Below are 19,153 nucleotides of genomic sequence, written 5' to 3'. Positions count from 1 at the left end.
CGGGATCCTTTCTCAGCTGCCGGAGGGGCGTCGGGTGCGCAGGCGCTGCATCTCGCTCAGCGTCCGCGCGCGGACGTCGACGGCGATCCGCAGCGACGATCCGATGAGGTTCAGCAGGAACACGCAGACCATGATCGTCACGCCGGGCGCGATCACCAGCCAGGGCGCCTGCACCAGGTACGACCGGCCTTCGGCGATCATGTTGCCCCAGGTCGGGGTCGGGGGAGCGATACCGAGACCGAGGAAGCTCATCGCCCCGTCCACGAGCATCGCGGCCGCGGACAGGATCACCACCTGCACCAGCGCGAGCGGCAGCACGTTCGGGAACACGTGCACGACGAGGATCTTCCACCGGCTCATCCCCGAGACCCGGGCGGCACCGATGTAGGCGCGACCGGCGATGCCGAGTACCCGGCTGCGGATGACGCGGGCGGTGAACGGCGTGAAGATCACGGTCAGCGCGATCAGCTCGGTCCAGATGCTCGCGCCGAGCGAGATCGCCAGCGCCATCGCGAGGATGATCGCCGGGAACGACATCCAGGCGTCCATCACGCGCATCAGCACCGCGTCGGCGGCGCGGAAGAACCCGCTGATCAGTCCGATCACCAGGCCGGTGAAGGCGGCGCACAGCGTGATCAAGGCGGACAGCCCGAGCGACGCGCGGCCGCCGGAGACCAGCCGGGCGAGCACGTCCCGGCCGAACGAGTCCGTCCCGAGCGGGTGCGCGGCCGACGGCGGCAGCAGCCGGTTCACCGGGTCGGTCGCGCTGACGCTCGGCAGGAAGAACGGCAGCACGATCACGGTCAGCACGATCACCGCCAGTACCGCCGTGGTGATCACCAGCATCCGGTTCCGCCGGAGCACCCGCGCCGCGCGTCCGGCGGGACGCGGTTCGCGCACCGGCGACGTCTTTTCCACGAGAGCCACGCTCACGAGACACGCACCTTCGGGTCGAGCAGCGCGTACGAAAGGTCCACCAGCAGGTTGACCAGCACGAACAGCACCGCGACGAACAACGTCACGCCCTGGATCAGCGGGAAGTCGCGAGTGGACACCGCGCCCATCAGCAGATGGCCGAGCCCCGGCACGACGAAGATGGACTCGATGATCACGATCCCGCCGACCAGCATGGCGAAGTTGCTGCCGAGCTGGGTGATCAGCGGCATCAGCGCGTTCGGCAGGACGTGCTTGGTCATGACCTGCCGTTCCGACAGCCCCTTGACCCGAGCGGTGCGCAGATACGCCAGCGGCAGCTCCCCGAGCAGGCTTTCCCGCAGGGTGAGCACGAACAATGCGGTCTGCCCGATGACCAGCACGGTCAGCGGCAGCACCAGCGCGGGCACCGCCGTCGCCGGATCGGTGAACAGGTTCTCGTAGCCGCTGGAGGGGAACCAGCGCAGCGTCACCGAGAACACGAGCACGAGCATCAGCGAGATCCAGAAGTCCGGCATCGCCATACCGAGCGCGGAGAGCCGGTCCAGCGCCCGCGCCACCGGATTGCGCGGCGACACCGCCTGCCACGAGGTGATCGCGACCGAGAGGAAGAAGCTGATCACCGTCGAGAGCACGGCGAGGGTCAGCGTCGGCAGGATGTGGTCGGCGACCACGCCGAGCACCGGCGCGTGATAAGTGATCGATGTACCGAAGTCGCCTCGCAGCACGTTCCCGGCCCAGCTGAGGTACTGCTCCCAGAGTGTTCCGTTCAGCCCCATGCTCTCCCGCAGCGCGTCCACATCGGACGGTCGCGCGGTCGGGCCGAGGATCGCCTGCGCCGGGTCGCCGGGGATCAGGCGGATGACGAAGAACATCATCGTCCCGACGATCACCAGGATGATCACCAGGTCGCGCAGCCTCCGCAGCAACAGACCGGTCATGACGCCAGCCAGGTGTTCCAGAAGACGCGGTAGAAGTCGCCGTAGCCCTTGAGCTTGGGGGAGTAGGCCGCGTACAGCTTCGACTGGCTCAGCGTGATCACCGACAACTGCTTCCAGGTGAACGCCTGGAGCTTGTCCACCACCGCTTTCGCCTGCTCGGGGGTGGTCGAGGCGTTGAACTCCGCCATGAGCGCGTCCAGTTCGGGCGACGACGAACCGTTCAGCGTGCCCAGGGTGAGCGCGGGCATCTGCGCGGGCGAGGTCAGCGCCGAGTCGAAGAACAGCGTGGTGATGTCCCAGCCGCCCGGTTCCTTGGTCAGTGTCCCGAGCATGGTTGCGAAGTCGAAGGTGTCGATCTTGGTGTTGATGCCGATCTTCGACAGGCTGTCCTGGATCAGCACGGCCCACTTGCCGAACTCCGGGTACGAGTTCGTGGTGACGATGCGGATCGTGGCACCGGCGGTGATCCCGACCTCGGCCAGCAGCCGCCTGGCCTTCTCGGGGTCGTGCGCCTTGTAGACCTCTTCGCCCGCGGTCGAATAGAACTGCTTGTTGTCCGGCGAGGCGAAGGCCCCGGTTTCGAGGGTGAGGTCCTTGCTGCCGCCGGTGGCCGCGTTGATCGCCGGCTTGTCGAGCAGCAGGTTCAGCGCCTCGCGGGCGCGAGGATCGGCGAACTTCGACCCGGTGTTGAAGTTCGGGATCACCACGTTGTCGTTGCCGCCGGGGAGGTTGTGCACGACCACGGCCGGGTTGTTGCGAAGCGGCTCGTACTGGTCGTTCGTGGGCATGATGTGGTCCCACTGGCCGGTTTGGAGGCCGTTGATCAGCGCGTCCTGGTCGGAGACCACCTTGTAGGTCACGGTGTCCAGGTACGCGTGCTTGGCGCCCGCCTGCCCGCCCCAGTCCTCTTCGGACCGGGACTTGTAGCCGTCGTACCGCTCCAGCACCAGTTCACGGCCGATGTCCCAGCTCTTGAGCTTGTACGGCCCGGTCCCGATCGCCTTGTCCTGGGCGAACCCGGTCGGCGCTACGCCGGTAAGGTTCTTCGCCTCGTAGATCTCCGTGCCCGCGCCGGCGAGTTCGTTGATCAGCGGGTAGCGCGGCTTCTTGAGCTTGATGGTCACGGTCGCCGGGTCGGCCGGCGTGATCGCCTCGATGTCGGGGGTGACCAGCTGGCCGGTGCGGTGCACCTGTTGCCATCGCTTCAGACTCGCCACGACATCCTCGGACGTCAGCGGATTGCCGTCGTGGAACGTGACGCCCTGGCGCAGCTTGAAGGTGTAGGTGAGCCGGTCCGGGCTGGTGGTGTAGTCCTCCACCAGCATGGGCCGGGCGGTGAAGCCGCGGTCCACCTCGAACAGCTTCTCGTACATCATGTTGCCGATATGCGCGGTCACCTGGCCGGGGTTGGCGACCATGTCGAGCGACTGCGGATCGGTGGGCACGGCGACCTTCAGGTTGCCGCCCCGGACCGGCGGCCCGTCGGCGGCCCCACCGCCCGCCTGACCTCCCATGCACGAGGTGAGCAGCAGGACGGTCGCCAGGCCGAGCGCGGCCTTGGTCAGGGTTCGTCTCATGGGTTCCGCACTCCAATTTCGGGGTTCGCCGCGAGGAGACGGCGGGTGTACTCGTGCCGGGCGCGGAGCCGGATCTCGTCCGGCTCGCCGATCTCGATCAGTTCGCCCCGGTACATCACGCCGACGCGGTCGGCGACCGAGAGCACCAGGCTGAGGTTGTGCGTGATGAACAGGAAGCTGAGCGCGCGGGTGCGCCGCAGTTCCAGCAGCAGGTTCATCACCTGGCCCTGCACCGAGACGTCGAGCGCGGAGGTGGGCTCGTCGGCGACGATGAGGTCGGGTTCGGCCGCGATCGCGCGCGCGATCGAGACACGCTGCCGTTGCCCGCCGGAGAGCTGCGAGGGCAGCTTCTTCGCGGTGTCGGAGGGGAGGCCGACCTCGTCGATGAGTTCGGTGACACGGCGGTCGAGCTCGGCGCCGCGGAGGCCGGTGAGCTCCCGCAGTGGTTCGGCGATGATCCGGGCGGCGGTGTGGCGTGGATCGAGCGAGCTCTGCGGGTCCTGGAAGATGAGCTGCGCGCGGCGGCGGAACGCGCGCTCGTCGCCGTCGAGCCCGGACGGGGTGCACCGGTGCTCACCGAAGGAGATGGTGCCCGAGGTAAGCGGCTCCAGCGCGCTCACCAGCCGGCCGAGCGTGGACTTGCCCGAACCGGATTCCCCGACCAGGCCGAAGAACTCGCCGGGAGCGATCTCCAGTGAGACGTCCTTGACCGCGTGCACCTCGGGCTCACGGTTCAACGAGAACCGGCCGCGACGTCCGTACACTTTGGACACGGAGTCGATGACGAGCGCGGTGCCCTCGCCGATGTCTCCGGTCTTCGCGCGGCTCAACGACCTGGTCTCGGTGGCGACCGCCGATTCACCGTTCATCGCGGCTTCCAGCAGTGCCTCGGAGATGGTGGGGAAACCGTCGCGCCTGCTGACCCCGAGCTGCGGAACGCAGTCGAGCAGAGCCTTGGTGTAGGGATGCTTCGGCGCGTACAGAATGTCCTCTGTGGACCCGAGCTCGACGAGTTCGCCGCGGTACATCACCGCGATCCGGTCCGCCACCTGCGCGGCCACGCCCATGTCGTGCGTGATGAAGACACACGCGGTGCCGTGGTCGCGGCGGACCCGGTCGAACAGGGTGAGGATCTCCGCCTGCGTGGTGACGTCCAGCGCGGTGGTCGGCTCGTCGGCGATCAGCAGGCTCGGGTCGGCCATCAGTGCCAGCGCGATCATCACGCGCTGCTGCATCCCGCCCGACATCTGGTGCGGGTAAAGGGAAAGCACCCGGTCGGTGTCGGTGAGGCCGACCTCCTTCAGCAGGCCGCGAGCCTTCGCCTCGGCCTCGCGATGCAGTGGCGTGCCCTTGCGCGTGGCCTGGCGTGGCAGGGAACCGGGCTTGCGGTAGGCCTCGATCAGCTGTTTGCCGACCCGCTGGCTCGGGTTCAGGGAATCCAGGGCCTCCTGGAAGATCATGCCGATCCGCGGGCCGCGGTACGCGCGCATCTCGTCGGCGGAAAGCCGCGTGACGTCCACCCCGTCGACGGCGATCCCGCCGCGCGTGAACACGGGCGCGACGAACTCCAGCAACCGGATGATCGACAAGGCCGTCACCGTTTTACCGCTGCCGGATTCGCCGACCACGCAGAGTGTCCGGCCTTGGTCGAGATCGAACGAAAGTTCGCGTACCAGCTCGCGTTCGGTCTCGTCGGCGATGACGCCGACGGTGAGTTCTCGTAATTCGAGCAGGGTCATGAATCCCCTTTCCCGAGCCCGCCCGGAGCGGGCCGCACTGCCGGGGAACGGACCTCCGGCGGGGGTAGTTCTACGCATGTTGACACTGGGGGAGTGCGCTGTCAATGGGTATATTCTACGAATGTAGGAAGTTGATATCCGGCGGGTTTTCCCTGGCAGTGGGCGAAAATTCGCACTGGATTCTTTTGTCTACGTCTGTAGACTCTCGACCGAAACGAGCTGAGGAGGCACCCGTGAGCGGGTCGACCAAGACTGCCGGTCCCGAGCGGATCGTGGACATCGCCGTGGGCTACATGGCGGCCAAACAACTCTTCGCGGCGAGCCGGATCGGTCTGTTCACCGCCCTCGCCGACGGACCGCTGACGGCGGCGGAACTGGCGGGAACCACCGGCAAACCGGAGAAGATCACCCGCATTCTCGGTGACGCCATGTCATCGCTAGGTCTTCTATCCCGTGTGGACGGACGGTACGAGCTGGCCCCGGACGCCGCGGAGTACTTCGGCGGCGGAGACCTCGATCTGACGCCGTTCCTGACGTTCCTCGACACGATCAGCTATCCGCACTGGCTTCAGTTCGGCCACACGGCCGACAGTGGCGAACCGGGCAAGCTGGAGATGGACGACGCGCGCTGGGGCACGTTCATGTCAGGAGTCATGACGTACAACGCCCTGCACGCCAAGATGCTGGCCGGCGCGTTCGACTTCGGCCCCTATCGAAAGCTGCTGGACCTGGGCGGCCTTTCGAGCGCGTTCGCGGTCGAAGCCATGAAGGCCAACGGCGGACTGCGCACCACGTTCGTCTTCGACCCGGGTTTCACCGAGTCGGTCACCACCGCGGCGGCCGAGGCCGGGCTCGCGGACCGGACGACCGTCGTCGGCGCGGAGACGCCCACCGCCCGACCCGACGGCGAGTTCGACCTCGTGATGGTCAACCACGTCGTCCACCGTTTCGACGCGAAGCAGAACGCGGAGATCCTGCGCAACGCCCGCGCCGCCGCCGCGCCCGGGGCGACGTTGCTGCTGCTCGACTTCTTCCTCGACGACGACGCGGTGCAGCGGCCGATCGACGCACTGCACGCGGGGGAGTACCTGGTGATCGACGGGACGGTCGTCTACCCGGAGGCCGAGGTTCGCGAGTGGCTGGGCGGGGCGGGCTGGCGGGTCACCGACCGGCTCGCGCTGCCGGGCAGCCCGCGGGTGCTGGTCGCGGAAGCGGTGTGACCATGACCCTCGATCCCGCGGTCAAGGAACTGCTCGCCCGCAGCGCCCCGTCGGAGGCGCCGGCCGGACCTCTGACCGCTCCCGAGCTGCGCGCCGCTTTCGCCGCTTCCTGGCGACGTCCCGAGTCGGTCGAAGAGGTCGGCTCGGTGTCCGAGCACGTCCTGCCGTCCGGGGTGCGGGTGCGGGTCTATCTGCCCGAGGCCGCGGATCCGGTGCCCGCGTTCGTCTGGATCCACGGGGGCGGGTGGACGATCGGCTCGATCGACGAGAACGAGGTCGCGTCGCGCGCGGTGTGCAACGCGGCGAAGGTCGCCGTCGTCGCGGTCGACTACCGGCTCGCGCCCGAGCATCCGTACCCGGCGGCCCCGGACGACTGCTACGCCGTCGTCGACTGGCTCGCCGCGGGCGGCGCGGGGCCTCCGGTGGACGGGACGCGGATCGCGGTCGGCGGGGAAAGCGCGGGCGGCAACCTGTCGACGGTGGTCTCGATGATGTCCCGTGACCGGGGCGGCCCGCCGATCGCCGCGCAGGTGCTGATCTGCCCGGTCTTCGGTCACCCGGACGACGGCTTCCGGTCCTATGTGGACTTCGCGGAGGGCTTCGGCATGACCGCCGGGGCGATGCGGTTCTTCTTCGAGCAGTACGTGCCGGATCCGGCGCACCTGAACGATCCGTACCTGCTGCCACTGCGCGCCGTCGACCTGACCGGGCTCCCGCCGGCGCTGGTGCTCACGGCCGAGTACGACGTCCTGCGCGATGAGGGGGAGGAGTTCGCGCGGCGGCTGACCGACGCGGGCACCCAGGTCGAGCTGACGCGCTATTCGGGGCAGATCCACGGCTTCTACGGCCTGTACACGGATCTCCCGGCCTCGCCGCGCTCGCACCGGCACGTGGCGAGCTTCCTGACCCGGACCTTCGACCCGCCGCATTTCGTCCTCTGAATGCGGTCAGCGGTGCCCATATGCCGGACTTGCGTGATCGGAGCCGCAACTCGCGAGTTACGCCTCCGATCACGCGAGTTACGCCTCCAAACACGCGAGTGTCGTCCTTGATCACGCGAGTCACGCCCGCGAGGTCGGCGACCCGCCGCGTTTAGTCCTCCGGATGCGGCCGTTCGTACCACGTACTACCGCATTCAGAGGACGAAATGCGGTAGTACGTGGTGTCAGGGGCGGGTGAGGCGCTCGAAGAAGGATTCGAGATGCTGCCGCTGCAGGGCGACCGTCGAGAACTCCCCGGCGACGAGGCTCATCACGTTCGCCCCGGCGTTGATCAGCACGACCTCGTCGACCAGTTGCTCGTCGGGGGTCTCGGTGACGATGTCGCCGTCCTCCCGGCCCTCGGTGAGGTACCGGTGCAGCAGGCCTCGCCAGGAGCGGATGTGCTCCAGGTACTTGTCCTGCAGTTTCGGGTTGGTCAGCGAAAGCTGCCAGAAGGTGAGCAGGACGCGCCCCGCGGCGATGCGGTCCTCGTCGATCGGCATCGACGAGACGCACAGCTCGCGGAGCGCGGTCAGCCCGCGTAGCTCGTCCAGTTCCACGTACTCGCGCATCATGCCGAGCGCGCGTTCGTAGGTGGCCTGGATGATGTCTTCCTTGCTCGGGAAGTACAGCTTGAGCGCGCCGTTGGCGAAGCCGGCGGCCGCCGCGATCTCGCGCATGGTGGCGGCCTCGATCCCGCCCTGGGTGATCAAATCCCAGGTGACGTCGACGATATGGCTACGCCGCTCGTCGTGGTCGATGATCTTCGGCATCGGCAGACCTCCCGCACTGGTTCTTCTACCAGTGTAGGAGATCAGGCGCGGTGATACACGCGGTGCCCGGCGAACCACGTTTGCGTCACCTTTGTCTTGACGAGCGCCGACGGGTCGGTTTCGAACGGATCGCGGTCCAGTACGACGAAATCCGCGGACTTCCCGGGGGCCAGCGAGCCGGTGACGTCGCCCAGGCCCATCGCGCGGGCGGCGGCCAAGGTGAAGACCTCGATGGCCTCGGTCAGGGTGATCGCCTGCTCCGGCCACAGCGCGCCGGGGAACGTACCGGTCGGGTCCTGGCGGGTGACCAGGCCGTGGATGCCTTCCCAAGCGTTCGGGGACTCGCTGACCGGCCAGTCCGAACCACCCGCGACCAGCGCGCCCTCGTCGAGCAGCGACCGATTCGGCTGCATCCGCCCGGCTCGCTCCCCGGGCAGGACCTCGGCGATGGCCGCCGGGATGACGCCGGGGACCCACAGGAACGGCGAGATGTCCGCGGCGACACCCAGCGCGGCGAAGCGCGGGAGGTCGTCGGGATGCACGAACTGGCCGTGCGCGACCTGGAAACGCGCCTCCGTGAAGCCCTCGGCGCGCACCTTCTCGACGGCGTCGAGCGTCGCGCGCACCGACGCATCCCCGGTGCAGTGCACCTTGGCCGAGAGCCCCGCCGCGGCCGCCGTGCGCAACCAGCCCACGAGTTCCTCACCCGGCATGGTGGTGGCGCCGTGGTGACAGGCCCCGTGCGCGGTGTCCGGCAGGTACGGCTCCAGGAAGGCGGCGGTGCGCGTCGGCGGCACCCCGTCGAGGAAGATCTTCACGAAGTCCGGCCGGTGATGCTCGCTCCGGTACTGACCGGCGACCTCCAGCAACGGTGCCCCGATCGGGTCGAAACCGAAGATCGGGTCGTTGATCAGCAGCGACGAAACCACCCAGGCGTGCAGCTCGCCCGCGTCGTCGAGCGCCTTGAGGGCGCCCAGGATGTCCGCGGAGACACCGGCGTCCTGGAACGCGGTGACGCCGTACGAGTGCAGCGTGCCGATTGCGTGCCGCGACGCCGCGACGTGCTGCTCCGCGGTGAGAGTCCGTGTCTCGCTGAGGGCCCGCTCGACGGCGACGCCCGCCGCTTCGAGCAGGACGCCGACCGGCTCCCCGGTCGAGGGGTCGCGGACGATCTCCCCACCGGCCGGATCGGGCGTCGAGGCGGTGACACCCGCCAGTTCCAAGGCCCGGCTGCTCACCCAGCGGTTGTGCCTGCTGTCATCGGAAAGCATGACCGGCCGCCCGCCCGCGGCCTCGTCGAGCGCGTGCCGGGCTGAGGCTCGCGAAAGGGTGGCGACCAAAGTGGACGCCCAAGCGCCGCCCACGACCCATTCGTCCGGTCCCAGCCCCGCGGCCCTCGAGCGGACGGCCGCCAGGATGTCCTCCAGCCCCGCGTCGGCGCCGAAGTTCAGCTCGAACAGGGCCGCGCGTCCGGCCAGGGCGTGGTGGTTGTGCACGTCGACCAGACCGGGCATCACGAACGCGCCTTCGAGGTCGACGACCTCGGTGCTCGGGCCGCGTTCGATGTCCTCCAGCGACAGCACCTTCCCGTCCTTGATCGCCAGCGACGACGCCCAGGGCCGGTGACCGTCCACTGTGTACACCGTGGCGTTGGTGAGGACGATGTCGGCGGTCAAGGCTCAGCTCCCGGCCGGGTCGTAGGCCTCGGGGTGCACGGTGGTACTCAGTAGCCTGCCGTGCGCGCCGAAGGTGAAGTGGGTCGGAGTGCTCCCGGTGGCGTCCAGTCCGAAAAGGACACCGTGCGAGCGCAGCCGTTTCGCGTCACGGTGGTCGGCGACGGTCACCGAAGCGCACGGGATCACCTTTTCCCGCCAGGCGAAGACGTAGATTCCCGGCCGCAGCTCGTAGACCGAGTTCTCGTCGGTGTCCGCGAGTCCTCGCTCCGGGCCCGCGAGGCACTGCCACGTGTACCAGTGCGGGCTGAGGTACACGTGCTCGTAGGCGTGCTCGGTGCTGTACACCCACAGCACCCGGCGACCGACCAGCGACGTGGTCGGGGCGAGCGATTCCCCGGACGGCTCGATACCGCCGATCGTGGCGGCCACGAAGGACTGTGTGACGCGGGGCGACGTGTCGCCGATCTTGCTCAGTACCAGCAGCGCCCGGCCGCGGCGCAGGTCCAGCAGCAGGGTGAACGCCTCGTCCTGCCGGGCCTGCGGGTGGAACTGGACGTAGTACAGATCGTCGTCGACCAGGAACGTCTCGCAGCGGTCGGTGCCCGTGCCGTGGTAGGTCCATTCGATCCGGGTGCCGGAGAAGGCGGCGGTGAACGTGGTGCCGTCTTCGCAGGCGAGTTCGAAGGTGCGGCCGTGCAGGTCGCCGACCGTGGGCGCCTTGTTCGCGTCGAAACCAGGGGCGAGACCGTCCAGCGGCAGCCAGGTGGACGTGTCGGACAGGGTCAGTTCGGGCATCGGTGCGGTCCTAGTGCTCGTGGGCGGAACAGTGATCGGCGGTGGCGCCGGAAGGCAGGTCGAGGGCCGGGTTTCGGTCCAGGAAGCCATAGGGGCGCAGGGAGAAACCGGAGTAGTCGACCGGCATGACCGGCCAGTCCTCCGGACGCGGGACATGGGTCGGGCCGAACACGTGCCACAGCACGAGATCGGTGTCGACGAGGTCGCGGTCGGCGGCGGTCCAGGCGGGGAGACCCGCGCCGCCCGGATGCGCGTTCGGGCGATCGCCCGCCGGGAAACGTTCGCCCGCGCGGTACGGCGTCGCCCACAGGTGACGGGTGGCGAACGTCGCCCGCTGGTGGACGGTCGATTCCGGCTGTGCCATCAGGGTCGCGGACGGCCGGGGCACGAGCTGGTACGCCGTGGGTTTGCCGAGCCGGTTGGTCCGCTCCGCGCTGCGGATCTCCCAGACCCGCGCTTTGGACGGATCCGCGAATCGCCGCGCCTCCTGCTCGGTCCGCAGCGGGGTCTCCTTCCAGGTGAACGCGTTCCCGTACGGGTTCTGCTCGCCCATGGGGATCCGTTCGACGTCGACCTCGACGAGCGAGTTGCGCTCGCCGTCGACGGCCACGTCCAGCCGCGCGCAGAACAGGTGCTGGTGCACCGGCGCGAACAGGCCGGGCGCGATCTCGTTGGCGTGCGGGTGGTCCGTGCCGGGGTGCGCGGCGCCGGCGAACACGACGCCGGTGGCCTTCGCCTCCAGTTCCACGGTGCCGTCGAGGTAGAGGTACCAGAAGAAGCCGTAGTCGTAGTTGCCGATGGTGGAGATCGACGAGATCACCAGCCGGCGCGACCGGCGGACCTCGGCGCGGCCGTCCAGATCCGTGTGCTTCCAGAGGATCCCGTAGTCCTCCTCGTGCATGCAGATCGCGCGCGGGATCTCGACCGGGTGGCCGTGGTCGTCGGCGACGAACGCGGGGAAGTAGTGGATGACGCCGAGGCAGTCGCAACCCAGCCGCAGGTCGTTGCCGTTCTTACCGAGCAGGTATTCGCCCGCGTCGAAGTAGCTGATCCAGAACCGGCCGGGCGCGGTGTCACCATAGGGCACCACCATCTCCGGCACCGAGGCCCGGTGGAGCACCGAGCGGTCTTGGAACGAGATCTGGTGCAGGGTCAAACCCTCGCGGGCGTTGAAGCCGACGCGGAGTTTCCAGCCCTCCCAGGTGACCTCGTTGCCGTCGACGGTGAAGCTCGGGCCCTCCGGCTGGGTGATCTCGATCGGCTTGAGGCTGGTGCGGGCCGGGACACCGTCGTAGCGGCCGTGCTCAGGCGGCACGGGGACGTCGCCCTCGTCCTCGACCCGGATGACGCGCTGCTCGGTCAGGTCGATGTGGACGATCAGACCTTCGACGGGATGCGCCCACGGGCTGTCGGACGCGTCGTCGCGCAGGAACGTCAGCGAGCGGATGACCCGGCCGGTCTCGTCGGCCCTGCCGAAGAAACCAGGGGCCAGGGGAGCGCAGAAGGCGTGCCCGATCCGGTCGCCGAGCCCGCGCCGCTCCATCGCGGCCTGCCATTCGGGGGACGCCTTGGTGATCGACGCGGCGAGGTCGTACTCCTCGAACAGGTACGCGGGCTGACCTGGGCCGCAGTCCTCGCTGGCGACCACTTCGCGCTTCGCCAGCGAGACGACCACGTCGCGCGCGCGGCCGGTCGCGGTGTCGAGCAACGTGTACTGGACACGGCGGTCGGGGGCGGCGTCGCCTTTCTCTGGCTCGATCGGCAGGACGGCCGGGAACCGGGTGGTCGCGGCGAGCAGGCCTTCGGCGGCCAGGAGCTCGCGGCCTGCGGTGAGTTCGTCGGCGGTCAGCGGGTCGAGCGGATGGGGCCTGGTCATGGTTCGCAGTCTTGCCGGTCCGGCCGGGACTGGAAAGGCCGTCGTGCGGCTGCCGACAAGAAGGGTGCACTGACGGCCAACCTCCGTGAAAGGTCCGGACCGGAGGATGACGTCATGGGACTGGAGCTCGCGGGCAAGGCCGTGCTGGTGACCGGCGCGGCGTCCGGTATCGGCCTTGCCTGCGTCCAGGCCTTCCTCGCCGAGGGCGCGCGGGTCGGCGCCCTCGACCGGGCACCCGTACCCACGCTGGCCGACGGCCTGCTGGCGATCCACGCCGACGTGACCGACGAGCCTTCGGTGGCCGCCGCGGTCGGCGCTGTGGCGAGCCGCTTCGGCGGGCTCGACGTCGTGGTCGGCTGCGCGGGGATCTCCGGGCCGGTGGGCACACCGGTCACCGAAACCTCGGCGGCGGATTTCGCCGCGCTCATGGCCGTCAACGTCACCGGCCAGTTCCTGCTGGTCAAACACGCCGCGCCCTGGCTCACCGCGTCGGGTGGCTCGGTCGTCCTGCTGGCCAGCGACTCGGCGTTCACCAGCGCGCCCGGCATGGTCCCGTACTGCGCTTCGAAGGGCGCCGTGGTCGCGATGACCAGGGCGCTCGCCGTCGATCTGCCCGGCGTCCGGGTGAACTGCGTCTGCCCGTCGGTGGTCGACACCCCGATGGCGCGCGGCGATCTCGGCGACGTGCTCGACGATCCGGCCTTCCCGGTGCAGGCTCCCGAAGAGGTCGCCTGGCAGGTGCTCCACCTCGCGTCCGCGCGTTCGCGGGCGGTCAACGGCCAGGCCGTGCTCGCCGACTTCGGCGTCTCGGCCCGCTCCGGTTTTCCCGCTTAGAAAGGACTCCGCAAGTGAAGAAGGTTGTCGCGATCACGGGAGGCGGTACCGGTATCGGCGCCGCGGTCGCCCGCCGGTACGCCGATGAGGGCGCCCAGGTGGTGGTGCTCGGACGGCGGCTCGAACCGCTGGAGAAGGTGGCGGCCGAAACCGGCGCGTACGTCGTCGCCTGCGACGCCAGCGACCGCGAAGCCGCCGAGAACGCCACGGCGGAGATCGTCGGCAAGTTCGGCAGGCTGGACGTCGTGGTGGCCAACGCCGGCGGGCACGGGCTGTCTTCGGTGGTCGACACCGGTGACGAGGAATGGGAACTGGCCCTGCGCTCGAACCTGTCCAGCGCCTTCGTGTTCTGCCGGGCCACGCTGCCCTCGCTGGTCGAGACCGGCGGCCAGGTGGTCATCGTGTCGTCGCTGGCGGGACTGTTCGCCGGGCCGAACGTCGCCGGCTACACCGTCGCGAAGCACGCGCTGATCGGGTTGACGCGCTCGATCGCGCGCGATTACGGGCCGAAGGGTGTGCGCGCGAACGCGGTCTGCCCCGGCTGGGTGCGCACGCCGATGGCGGACGGCGAGATGGACCAGTTCGCCGAGGCGGCGGGCTTCGACGGCGGCCACGACGAGGGTTACCGGCGCGTCACCGCCGAGGTCCCGCTGCGCCGTCCCGCCGAACCGGAGGAGATCGCGTCGATCGTGCGGTTCCTGGGATCTTCGGAGTCTTCGTACATCACAGGTGCGGTGATCGTGGCGGACGGCGGCGCGCACGCGGTCGATCTCCCGACTTTGGCGTTCGAACGGGCGGGGATGGGTTCTTAGTAGGTGCGCGTGAAGGCCCCCTTCCCTCGGCTCAGCCGAGGGAAGGGGGCCTTCACGCGCTTCAGGATTCGCCCAGGTAGGCCGAGTGCAGGGTGCCGGGGGAGTCCAGCAGTCCCTGTGCGGAACCCGCATAGGTGACCCGCCCCGAAGAGACCACCAGCGCGTCGCTCGCCACGCCGAGCGCGAGCTGCGTGAACTGCTCGACCAGCAGGATGGCCGCGCCCTCCTCGGCGAACCGCGTCACCATCGGCAGCAGCCGCGTGAACACCACGGGCGCGAGGCCGAGCGACATCTCGTCGATCAGCAGGAACGACGGCCGCGCGGCGAACGCGCGGGCCAGCACCACCATCTGCTGTTCGCCCCCGCTGAGCAGCGCGGCCGGTGAATCGCGGCGCTTCTCCAGTTCCGGGAACAGCTCGAACAGCTCGTCGGCCCGCGCGCGGGTGCGCGCCGTCAGCATCAGGTTCTCCAGCACGGTCAGGCCGCCGAACACCGCGCGTCCCTGCTCGATATGCGCCAGACCCCGCCGCGCGCGGGCGACCCGCGAGTGCTTCGTGATCTCGTCGGATCCGATGTGGACGGTGCCTGCCGACGCGGGCACCACGCCCGAGACGGCCTCCAGCAGGCTGGTCTTCCCGGCGCCGTTCGGGCCGACGAACGCGGTGATCCGGCCCGGCTCCAGCGTCAGGTCCACGTCCCGGATCACCGGCCCGGCCCCGCGGGTGACCGTCAGCCCCGCTATCCGCAACGCGTTCACAGCATCTCCGTTTCACCCATGTACGCCTTGAGAACGGCGGGATCGGCGAGCACTTCGGCCTGGGGGCCGGACGCCAGCACGCGGCCGAAGTCGAGGACGGTGATCGTGTCGCAGACCGAGCGCACCAGGTCGAGGTCGTGCTCGATGAGCAGCACCGACACCCCGAACCGCGCGGGAACCTGCCGCAGCCGTTCCCCGAACGCGACGTGTTCTTCGTGCGGAAGTCCCGCGGCAGGCTCGTCGAGCAGCAGGACCCGCGGCCGCGCCAGCAGATGTCCGACGACCTCGACCAGCCTGCGCGCGCCGACGTCCACTTGCGACAGTGGGGTGCGGGCGGCGGGGCAGCCGAAGAAGTCCAGGGCGTCGGCGATCTCGTCGGCGGTGAGCCGCCGCCTGGCGAGGAACTTGAGGTACGCCCCGACCGTCAGCCCCGGCGGGACGCGGTCCTGCTGGAACGTCCGGCGCAACCCGGCGCGGGCCCGGTTCGACGGTGACCCGGTGAGCGGGGCGCCGCCGAGTTCGACGGTGCCCTCGGCGTTCGGCAGGAAGCCGCTGATCGCGTCGACCAGCGTCGACTTGCCCGCGCCGTTCGGCCCGATGACCCCGAGCACCCCGTGTTCCGGGACCGATATGTCCACTGAGGACAGCGCGGCCACATGGCCGAAGTTCACGCTCAGCCCGCGGACGGTGAGCACCGGTGGACCGGGCGCCTTGGCCTCGATGACCGCGGTACCGGCCGCGAGATCGAGTTTCGCCGGTTCCTTCTTGGCCCGGCGGTACCACACCTGGCGCACCGTGGTGCCCAGGTTCCCGCCGCCGGCCAGCGCCTGGACGCCGAGCACGCCGAACACCACGAAACCCCAGTCCTGCGGGATTCCCCAGCGTTTGAGCAGTTCCGGAACGCCGACCCACAGCACCGCCCCGAACACGGCCATGTCGATCAGGTGCGCGCCCGACATGATCGCCAGCACGTACAACGCCAGCGACTGGATCGCGGTGAAACTCGCCGGGAAGGCGAGCCCCACCTGCCCGGTGAGCAGGCCGCCGCTGATCCCGCCGAGCGTGGCGCTCACCGCGAACGCGGTCAGCTTCGACATCCGCACGCTCGTGCCCGCGGCCGCCGTGCCGCGTTCGGAGAACGCCACCGCCTGCCAGGCGCTGCCCCAGCGGCCGCGGCGCAGGAAGTACACGGCGAGGCAGCACAGCACCAGCACCACGACGGCGAGCTGGAAATAGGACCGGTCGTCGGAGAAGGCGTCCGGCCGCTCGACCGAGATCCCGCTCGAGACCCCGGGGAACTGGAGCTGGACCAGCGCGAGGTCGGCCGCCGCGGCGAGCCCCAGCGTGACGACGGCGAGATTGATCCCGCGCAGCCGCAGCGCCGGCAGCCCGACGAGCACCCCGACCACCCCGGCGACGAGCCCGCCGAGCACCAGCCAGGTGAGGAACCCGCCGGGTGCCTGTGCCTCGTTCAGCGCCGACACGGTCCAGGCGCCGACGGCGCCGAAAGTCAGCTGGCACAGGGAGATCATGCCCGCGCTGCCGGTGACCACGCCGAGCCCGAGCAGGGAGATCCCGGCGACGACGGCGCTCATGCCGAGGTAGACGAAGTACCCGTCGAGTCCGACGCTCAGGCCGTAGCCCGCGGCGATCGCCACGATGGCGACCGCGAACGGTATCCCGCGTTCAGCGAGCCGCATCCCACACCTCCTTGCGCTGCGACCAGAGCAGCAGCGCGACGATCACTGCGAACGGCAGGAAGTACCGCACCACCGAAAGGCCGTCGACCTGTGCGGCCGCGCCCTGGATCAGGCCGAGGCCCAGCCCGCCCGCGACCGCGAGGTCGAGACGGCGGAACCCGCCGAGCAGGGCGGCCGCGGCCGCGGGGACCACCAGCATCGCCAGGGACGTCGCGTCGTTGGACTGCGACGGCGCCACGATCGAGATCACCAGTGTGCTGACCACCCCGGTGACCGCCCAGACCGCGACGCTGAGCCGTTTCGCCGGGATGCCCAGCAGCTCCGCCGTCGTCGGGCGTTCCGACAGCGCCCTGAGCTGGACGCCCGCCGGGGTCCGGCTCAGCACGATCCGGCTGGCCACCGCCACTAGGACGGCCAGCGCGACCGTGACCACGGTGACCTGGCTGATCACCACGCCGCCGACGGTGACCGCCGGACCGTCCAGGATCGGGTGGAACGGCTGCGGCTTGTTGCCGAACAGGATGAACGACAACGAGATCAGCAGGAGCAGCACCGCCACGGTCACCGCCGAGCGGGTGCCGGTGTCCGCCTCGGCGAGCCAGGTGGACACGATCCAGCCGAGCAGCGCGCTGAGCAGCCCGCCGAGCAGGATTCCCGCCACCGTGGCCAGCCACGTCGGCAGTCCCGCGTGGACGGACAGGAACACCGCCACGTAACAGCCGAACATCCCGGTGGCCGACTGGGCGAAGTTCACCACCCGCACCAGCCGCGACATCAGCGTCAGGCACACCGCCAACACCGCGTACAGTCCGCCGGCGGCCAGGCCTGCCAGCGCTCCCTGCAGCATGTTTCCTCCTGTGTGAAGGGAGGGAGCGGTGCGTGGTGGGGCGCGGTGGTCGTGAGTGGCGTTTCGGGTTAGAACCCGAAACGCCACTCACGACCCACGTGACCCAGCACGCACCCGGCTCCCGTTACTTCTTCGGGATCCGCAGCCAGTCGTTCGCGACGAGCTCCCATTTGTTGGTGCCGGAGGCGAGCTTGATGGGCCAGCCCGCGGTGTTGTCGTGGTGCGTCTGGCCGGGGCCGAAGACGTACGGCGTCCCGACCATCGGATCGGTGATCGGCTTCATCTCGCGCAGTGCCTTGGTCACCGACTCGCGGGTGATGTCACCCTGGATCCCGCGGATGACGTCGATGAAGTACTTCGCCGCCAGATAGCCGCCCTGGCTGAACGAGGTCAGCGGGATGTTGTTCTTGGTCATCAGCTCGCGCCAGTCCTTGTTCTGCGGGCTGGTCGCGTCGGTGAACGGGTAGAACTCGGCGGGCACGTACACCCCGGCGCCGGCGTTGGTGATGGCCTTGGCGTAGTTCTCGCTGTAGACGCTGGTGAGCAGCAGCCACGTGACGTCGTTCCAGCCCTGCGCCGCGGCGGCCTTGAGCTGTCCGATGGAATCCGGCTCGACCGGGTTGACCGTGATCGCCTTGCAGCCCGCGTTGCGCGCCTTGACGATGTAGGAGGTGTAGTCGGAACCGCCGTAGGGCACGGTCGCGTCGAGGTACTTGAGCTTCTTGCCGGTGATGGCCGACCATTCGTCGATCGCCGCCTGGTACGACGGCAGCGTGTTGCCCGCGATCTCCAGCAGCGCGCAGATGTCGTTCAGCTTCAACGTTTCCGAGCCGTAGAGCAGGGTCAGCGTCATGTCGTGGTACGGCCCGACGTTGACCGGGGCGATGTTCGGGCTGGAGAAACAGGCCGGGTCGACGCCGATACCCTGCATGGACAGGATCTTCTGCTGCTCGTAGTACTTGTTGTTGATCTCGCACTCGATGAGGCTGGACGAGCCGACGAGCGCCACCGCCTCGTCACGGCCGACGACCTCGCGGGCCGCGGCGGCCGCGGCCGCCGGGTCACCCTTGTCGTCGAGGGCCTTGTACTGGATCTGCCTGCCGTTCACGCCGCCGCTCGCGTTGGCCGCGTCGAAGACCGCCTTGGCCGCCTGGGAGGCCTCGGGGAACGTCGCCGCGCCGCTCAGCGCGTTGACCGATCCGACCACGATCGGCCCGCTCGAACCGCTATCGGAGCCGGCGCAGCCCGCCGTGGCGAGCAGGACGGCCGAGGCGAGGGCGACGAGACGCCGCGCGGGTTTCACCGGTTCCCCATGGCTTCGGCGACGGGAACGGAGTCGACGATCTGCTCGAACGACGTGACCTCGCCGCCGTCGAACTTCCACACATGCGCGACGCGGGCGGTGAACGAGCGGCCGGTCTCGCGGTGCTTGCCGTGGTAAGTCCCGATGCCGATCACCGTGTCACCGGCGTCGTGAAGGCCGTCGAGGGTGAAGGTGTAGCCGTCCCAGTCCTTCGCGATCGCGCCGAAGACGTTGTCGCGCACCTCTTCCGGGCCGGTGTACGTTCCGGCGTATGGGAAACCGGCCGCCTCCGTCCACGTCGTCGTGGGACCGAGCGGGGCCAGCATGCCCGCCAGATCTCCCCGGTCGCTCGCGGCGTAGTGCGCGGCGATGATGTCTAGATTGGACACT

17 protein-coding genes are annotated in these 19,153 nt (G+C 69.3%); 4 read left to right on the top strand and 13 right to left on the bottom strand.

Annotated elements, in window-relative coordinates; genetic code table 11:
• Positions 1-12: 12 nt before the first annotated feature.
• The 4 genes from NQK81_RS04665 to NQK81_RS04650 are packed head-to-tail and all read right to left on the bottom strand — an operon-like array spanning position 13 to position 5,190.
• On the bottom strand, positions 13-933 hold the full coding sequence (locus NQK81_RS04665) for an ABC transporter permease (protein ID WP_257487184.1): 921 nt from the start codon (positions 931-933) through the stop codon (positions 13-15).
• Entirely contained in the window at positions 930-1,874 is a 945-nt protein-coding gene (locus NQK81_RS04660) for an ABC transporter permease (protein WP_257487183.1), read from the bottom strand. Before NQK81_RS04660 ends, NQK81_RS04665 begins: the two co-directional genes overlap by 4 nt.
• Positions 1,871-3,451, bottom strand: coding sequence for an ABC transporter substrate-binding protein (locus tag NQK81_RS04655; protein WP_257487182.1), 1,581 nt, complete (start codon positions 3,449-3,451; stop codon positions 1,871-1,873). Before NQK81_RS04655 ends, NQK81_RS04660 begins: the two co-directional genes overlap by 4 nt.
• Positions 3,448-5,190: a dipeptide ABC transporter ATP-binding protein gene (locus NQK81_RS04650; RefSeq protein ID WP_257487181.1), complete on the bottom strand. Its 1,743-nt coding sequence runs from the start codon at positions 5,188-5,190 to the stop codon at positions 3,448-3,450. The genes NQK81_RS04655 and NQK81_RS04650 overlap by 4 nt, the downstream gene beginning before the upstream one ends.
• 233 nt (positions 5,191-5,423) lie before the next feature.
• On the opposite strand from NQK81_RS04650, the gene NQK81_RS04645 reads away from it, so the two are divergent.
• Together NQK81_RS04645 and NQK81_RS04640 are read left to right on the top strand one after the other, a co-directional pair.
• Entirely contained in the window at positions 5,424-6,410 is a 987-nt protein-coding gene (locus tag NQK81_RS04645; RefSeq protein WP_257487180.1) for a methyltransferase, read from the top strand.
• Positions 6,407-7,351 carry an alpha/beta hydrolase gene (locus NQK81_RS04640; RefSeq protein WP_371878851.1) on the top strand — a complete coding sequence of 315 codons (945 nt, stop codon included), beginning with the start codon at positions 6,407-6,409 and terminating at the stop codon, positions 7,349-7,351. The genes NQK81_RS04645 and NQK81_RS04640 overlap by 4 nt, the downstream gene beginning before the upstream one ends.
• 224 nt (positions 7,352-7,575) lie before the next feature.
• On the opposite strand, the gene NQK81_RS04635 is transcribed toward NQK81_RS04640, so the two are convergent.
• From NQK81_RS04635 to NQK81_RS04620, 4 genes are read right to left on the bottom strand one after another with little or no spacing between them, the layout of a single operon-like run.
• The gene (locus tag NQK81_RS04635; RefSeq protein WP_126732189.1) at positions 7,576-8,163 is read right to left on the bottom strand and encodes a TetR/AcrR family transcriptional regulator; all 588 of its coding nucleotides are present in this window, start codon (positions 8,161-8,163) and stop codon (positions 7,576-7,578) included.
• A 41-nt stretch (positions 8,164-8,204) separates the two neighbouring features.
• Positions 8,205-9,839, bottom strand: coding sequence for an amidohydrolase (locus NQK81_RS04630; RefSeq protein ID WP_257487178.1), 1,635 nt, complete (start codon positions 9,837-9,839; stop codon positions 8,205-8,207).
• Between the two features lie 3 nt (positions 9,840-9,842).
• Positions 9,843-10,634: a molybdenum cofactor biosynthesis F family protein gene (locus NQK81_RS04625; protein ID WP_257487177.1), complete on the bottom strand. Its 792-nt coding sequence runs from the start codon at positions 10,632-10,634 to the stop codon at positions 9,843-9,845.
• Positions 10,635-10,644: 10 nt separating this feature from the next.
• Positions 10,645-12,510 carry a primary-amine oxidase gene (locus NQK81_RS04620; protein WP_257487176.1) on the bottom strand — a complete coding sequence of 622 codons (1,866 nt, stop codon included), beginning with the start codon at positions 12,508-12,510 and terminating at the stop codon, positions 10,645-10,647.
• 114 nt (positions 12,511-12,624) lie between these two features.
• On the opposite strand from NQK81_RS04620, the gene NQK81_RS04615 reads away from it, so the two are divergent.
• On the top strand, positions 12,625-13,344 hold the full coding sequence (locus tag NQK81_RS04615) for an SDR family NAD(P)-dependent oxidoreductase (RefSeq protein WP_257487175.1): 720 nt from the start codon (positions 12,625-12,627) through the stop codon (positions 13,342-13,344).
• Between the two features lie 14 nt (positions 13,345-13,358).
• Complete coding sequence (locus tag NQK81_RS04610; RefSeq protein ID WP_257487174.1) at positions 13,359-14,156, top strand: SDR family NAD(P)-dependent oxidoreductase; 798 nt, start codon at positions 13,359-13,361, stop codon at positions 14,154-14,156.
• Between the two features lie 61 nt (positions 14,157-14,217).
• Here NQK81_RS04610 and NQK81_RS04605 read toward each other — a convergent pair whose 3' ends face one another.
• The 5 genes from NQK81_RS04605 to NQK81_RS04585 all read right to left on the bottom strand — a co-directional run bounded on the left by NQK81_RS04605 (position 14,218) and on the right by NQK81_RS04585 (position 19,152).
• A complete protein-coding gene (locus NQK81_RS04605; protein ID WP_257487173.1) occupies positions 14,218-14,913 on the bottom strand; it encodes an ABC transporter ATP-binding protein in 696 nt (231 codons plus the stop codon).
• Positions 14,910-16,613 (bottom strand): branched-chain amino acid ABC transporter ATP-binding protein/permease, encoded by a 1,704-nt coding sequence (locus tag NQK81_RS04600; protein WP_257487172.1) that lies wholly within the window; start codon positions 16,611-16,613, stop codon positions 14,910-14,912. Before NQK81_RS04600 ends, NQK81_RS04605 begins: the two co-directional genes overlap by 4 nt.
• Positions 16,600-17,460 (bottom strand): ABC transporter permease subunit, encoded by an 861-nt coding sequence (locus tag NQK81_RS04595; protein ID WP_192744586.1) that lies wholly within the window; start codon positions 17,458-17,460, stop codon positions 16,600-16,602. The genes NQK81_RS04600 and NQK81_RS04595 overlap by 14 nt, the downstream gene beginning before the upstream one ends.
• Before the next feature lie 124 nt (positions 17,461-17,584).
• Complete coding sequence (locus NQK81_RS04590) at positions 17,585-18,763, bottom strand: ABC transporter substrate-binding protein (protein WP_257487171.1); 1,179 nt, start codon at positions 18,761-18,763, stop codon at positions 17,585-17,587.
• The gene (locus NQK81_RS04585) at positions 18,760-19,152 is read right to left on the bottom strand and encodes a nuclear transport factor 2 family protein (RefSeq protein WP_257487170.1); all 393 of its coding nucleotides are present in this window, start codon (positions 19,150-19,152) and stop codon (positions 18,760-18,762) included. Before NQK81_RS04585 ends, NQK81_RS04590 begins: the two co-directional genes overlap by 4 nt.
• Position 19,153 lies beyond the last annotated feature (1 nt).

The organism is Amycolatopsis roodepoortensis, assembly GCF_024628825.1.
Taxonomy (GTDB): Bacteria; Actinomycetota; Actinomycetes; order Mycobacteriales; family Pseudonocardiaceae; genus Amycolatopsis; species Amycolatopsis roodepoortensis.
The sequence above is the reverse complement of the archived record's forward strand: the minus strand, read 5'-3'. Positions and strand labels throughout refer to the sequence as shown.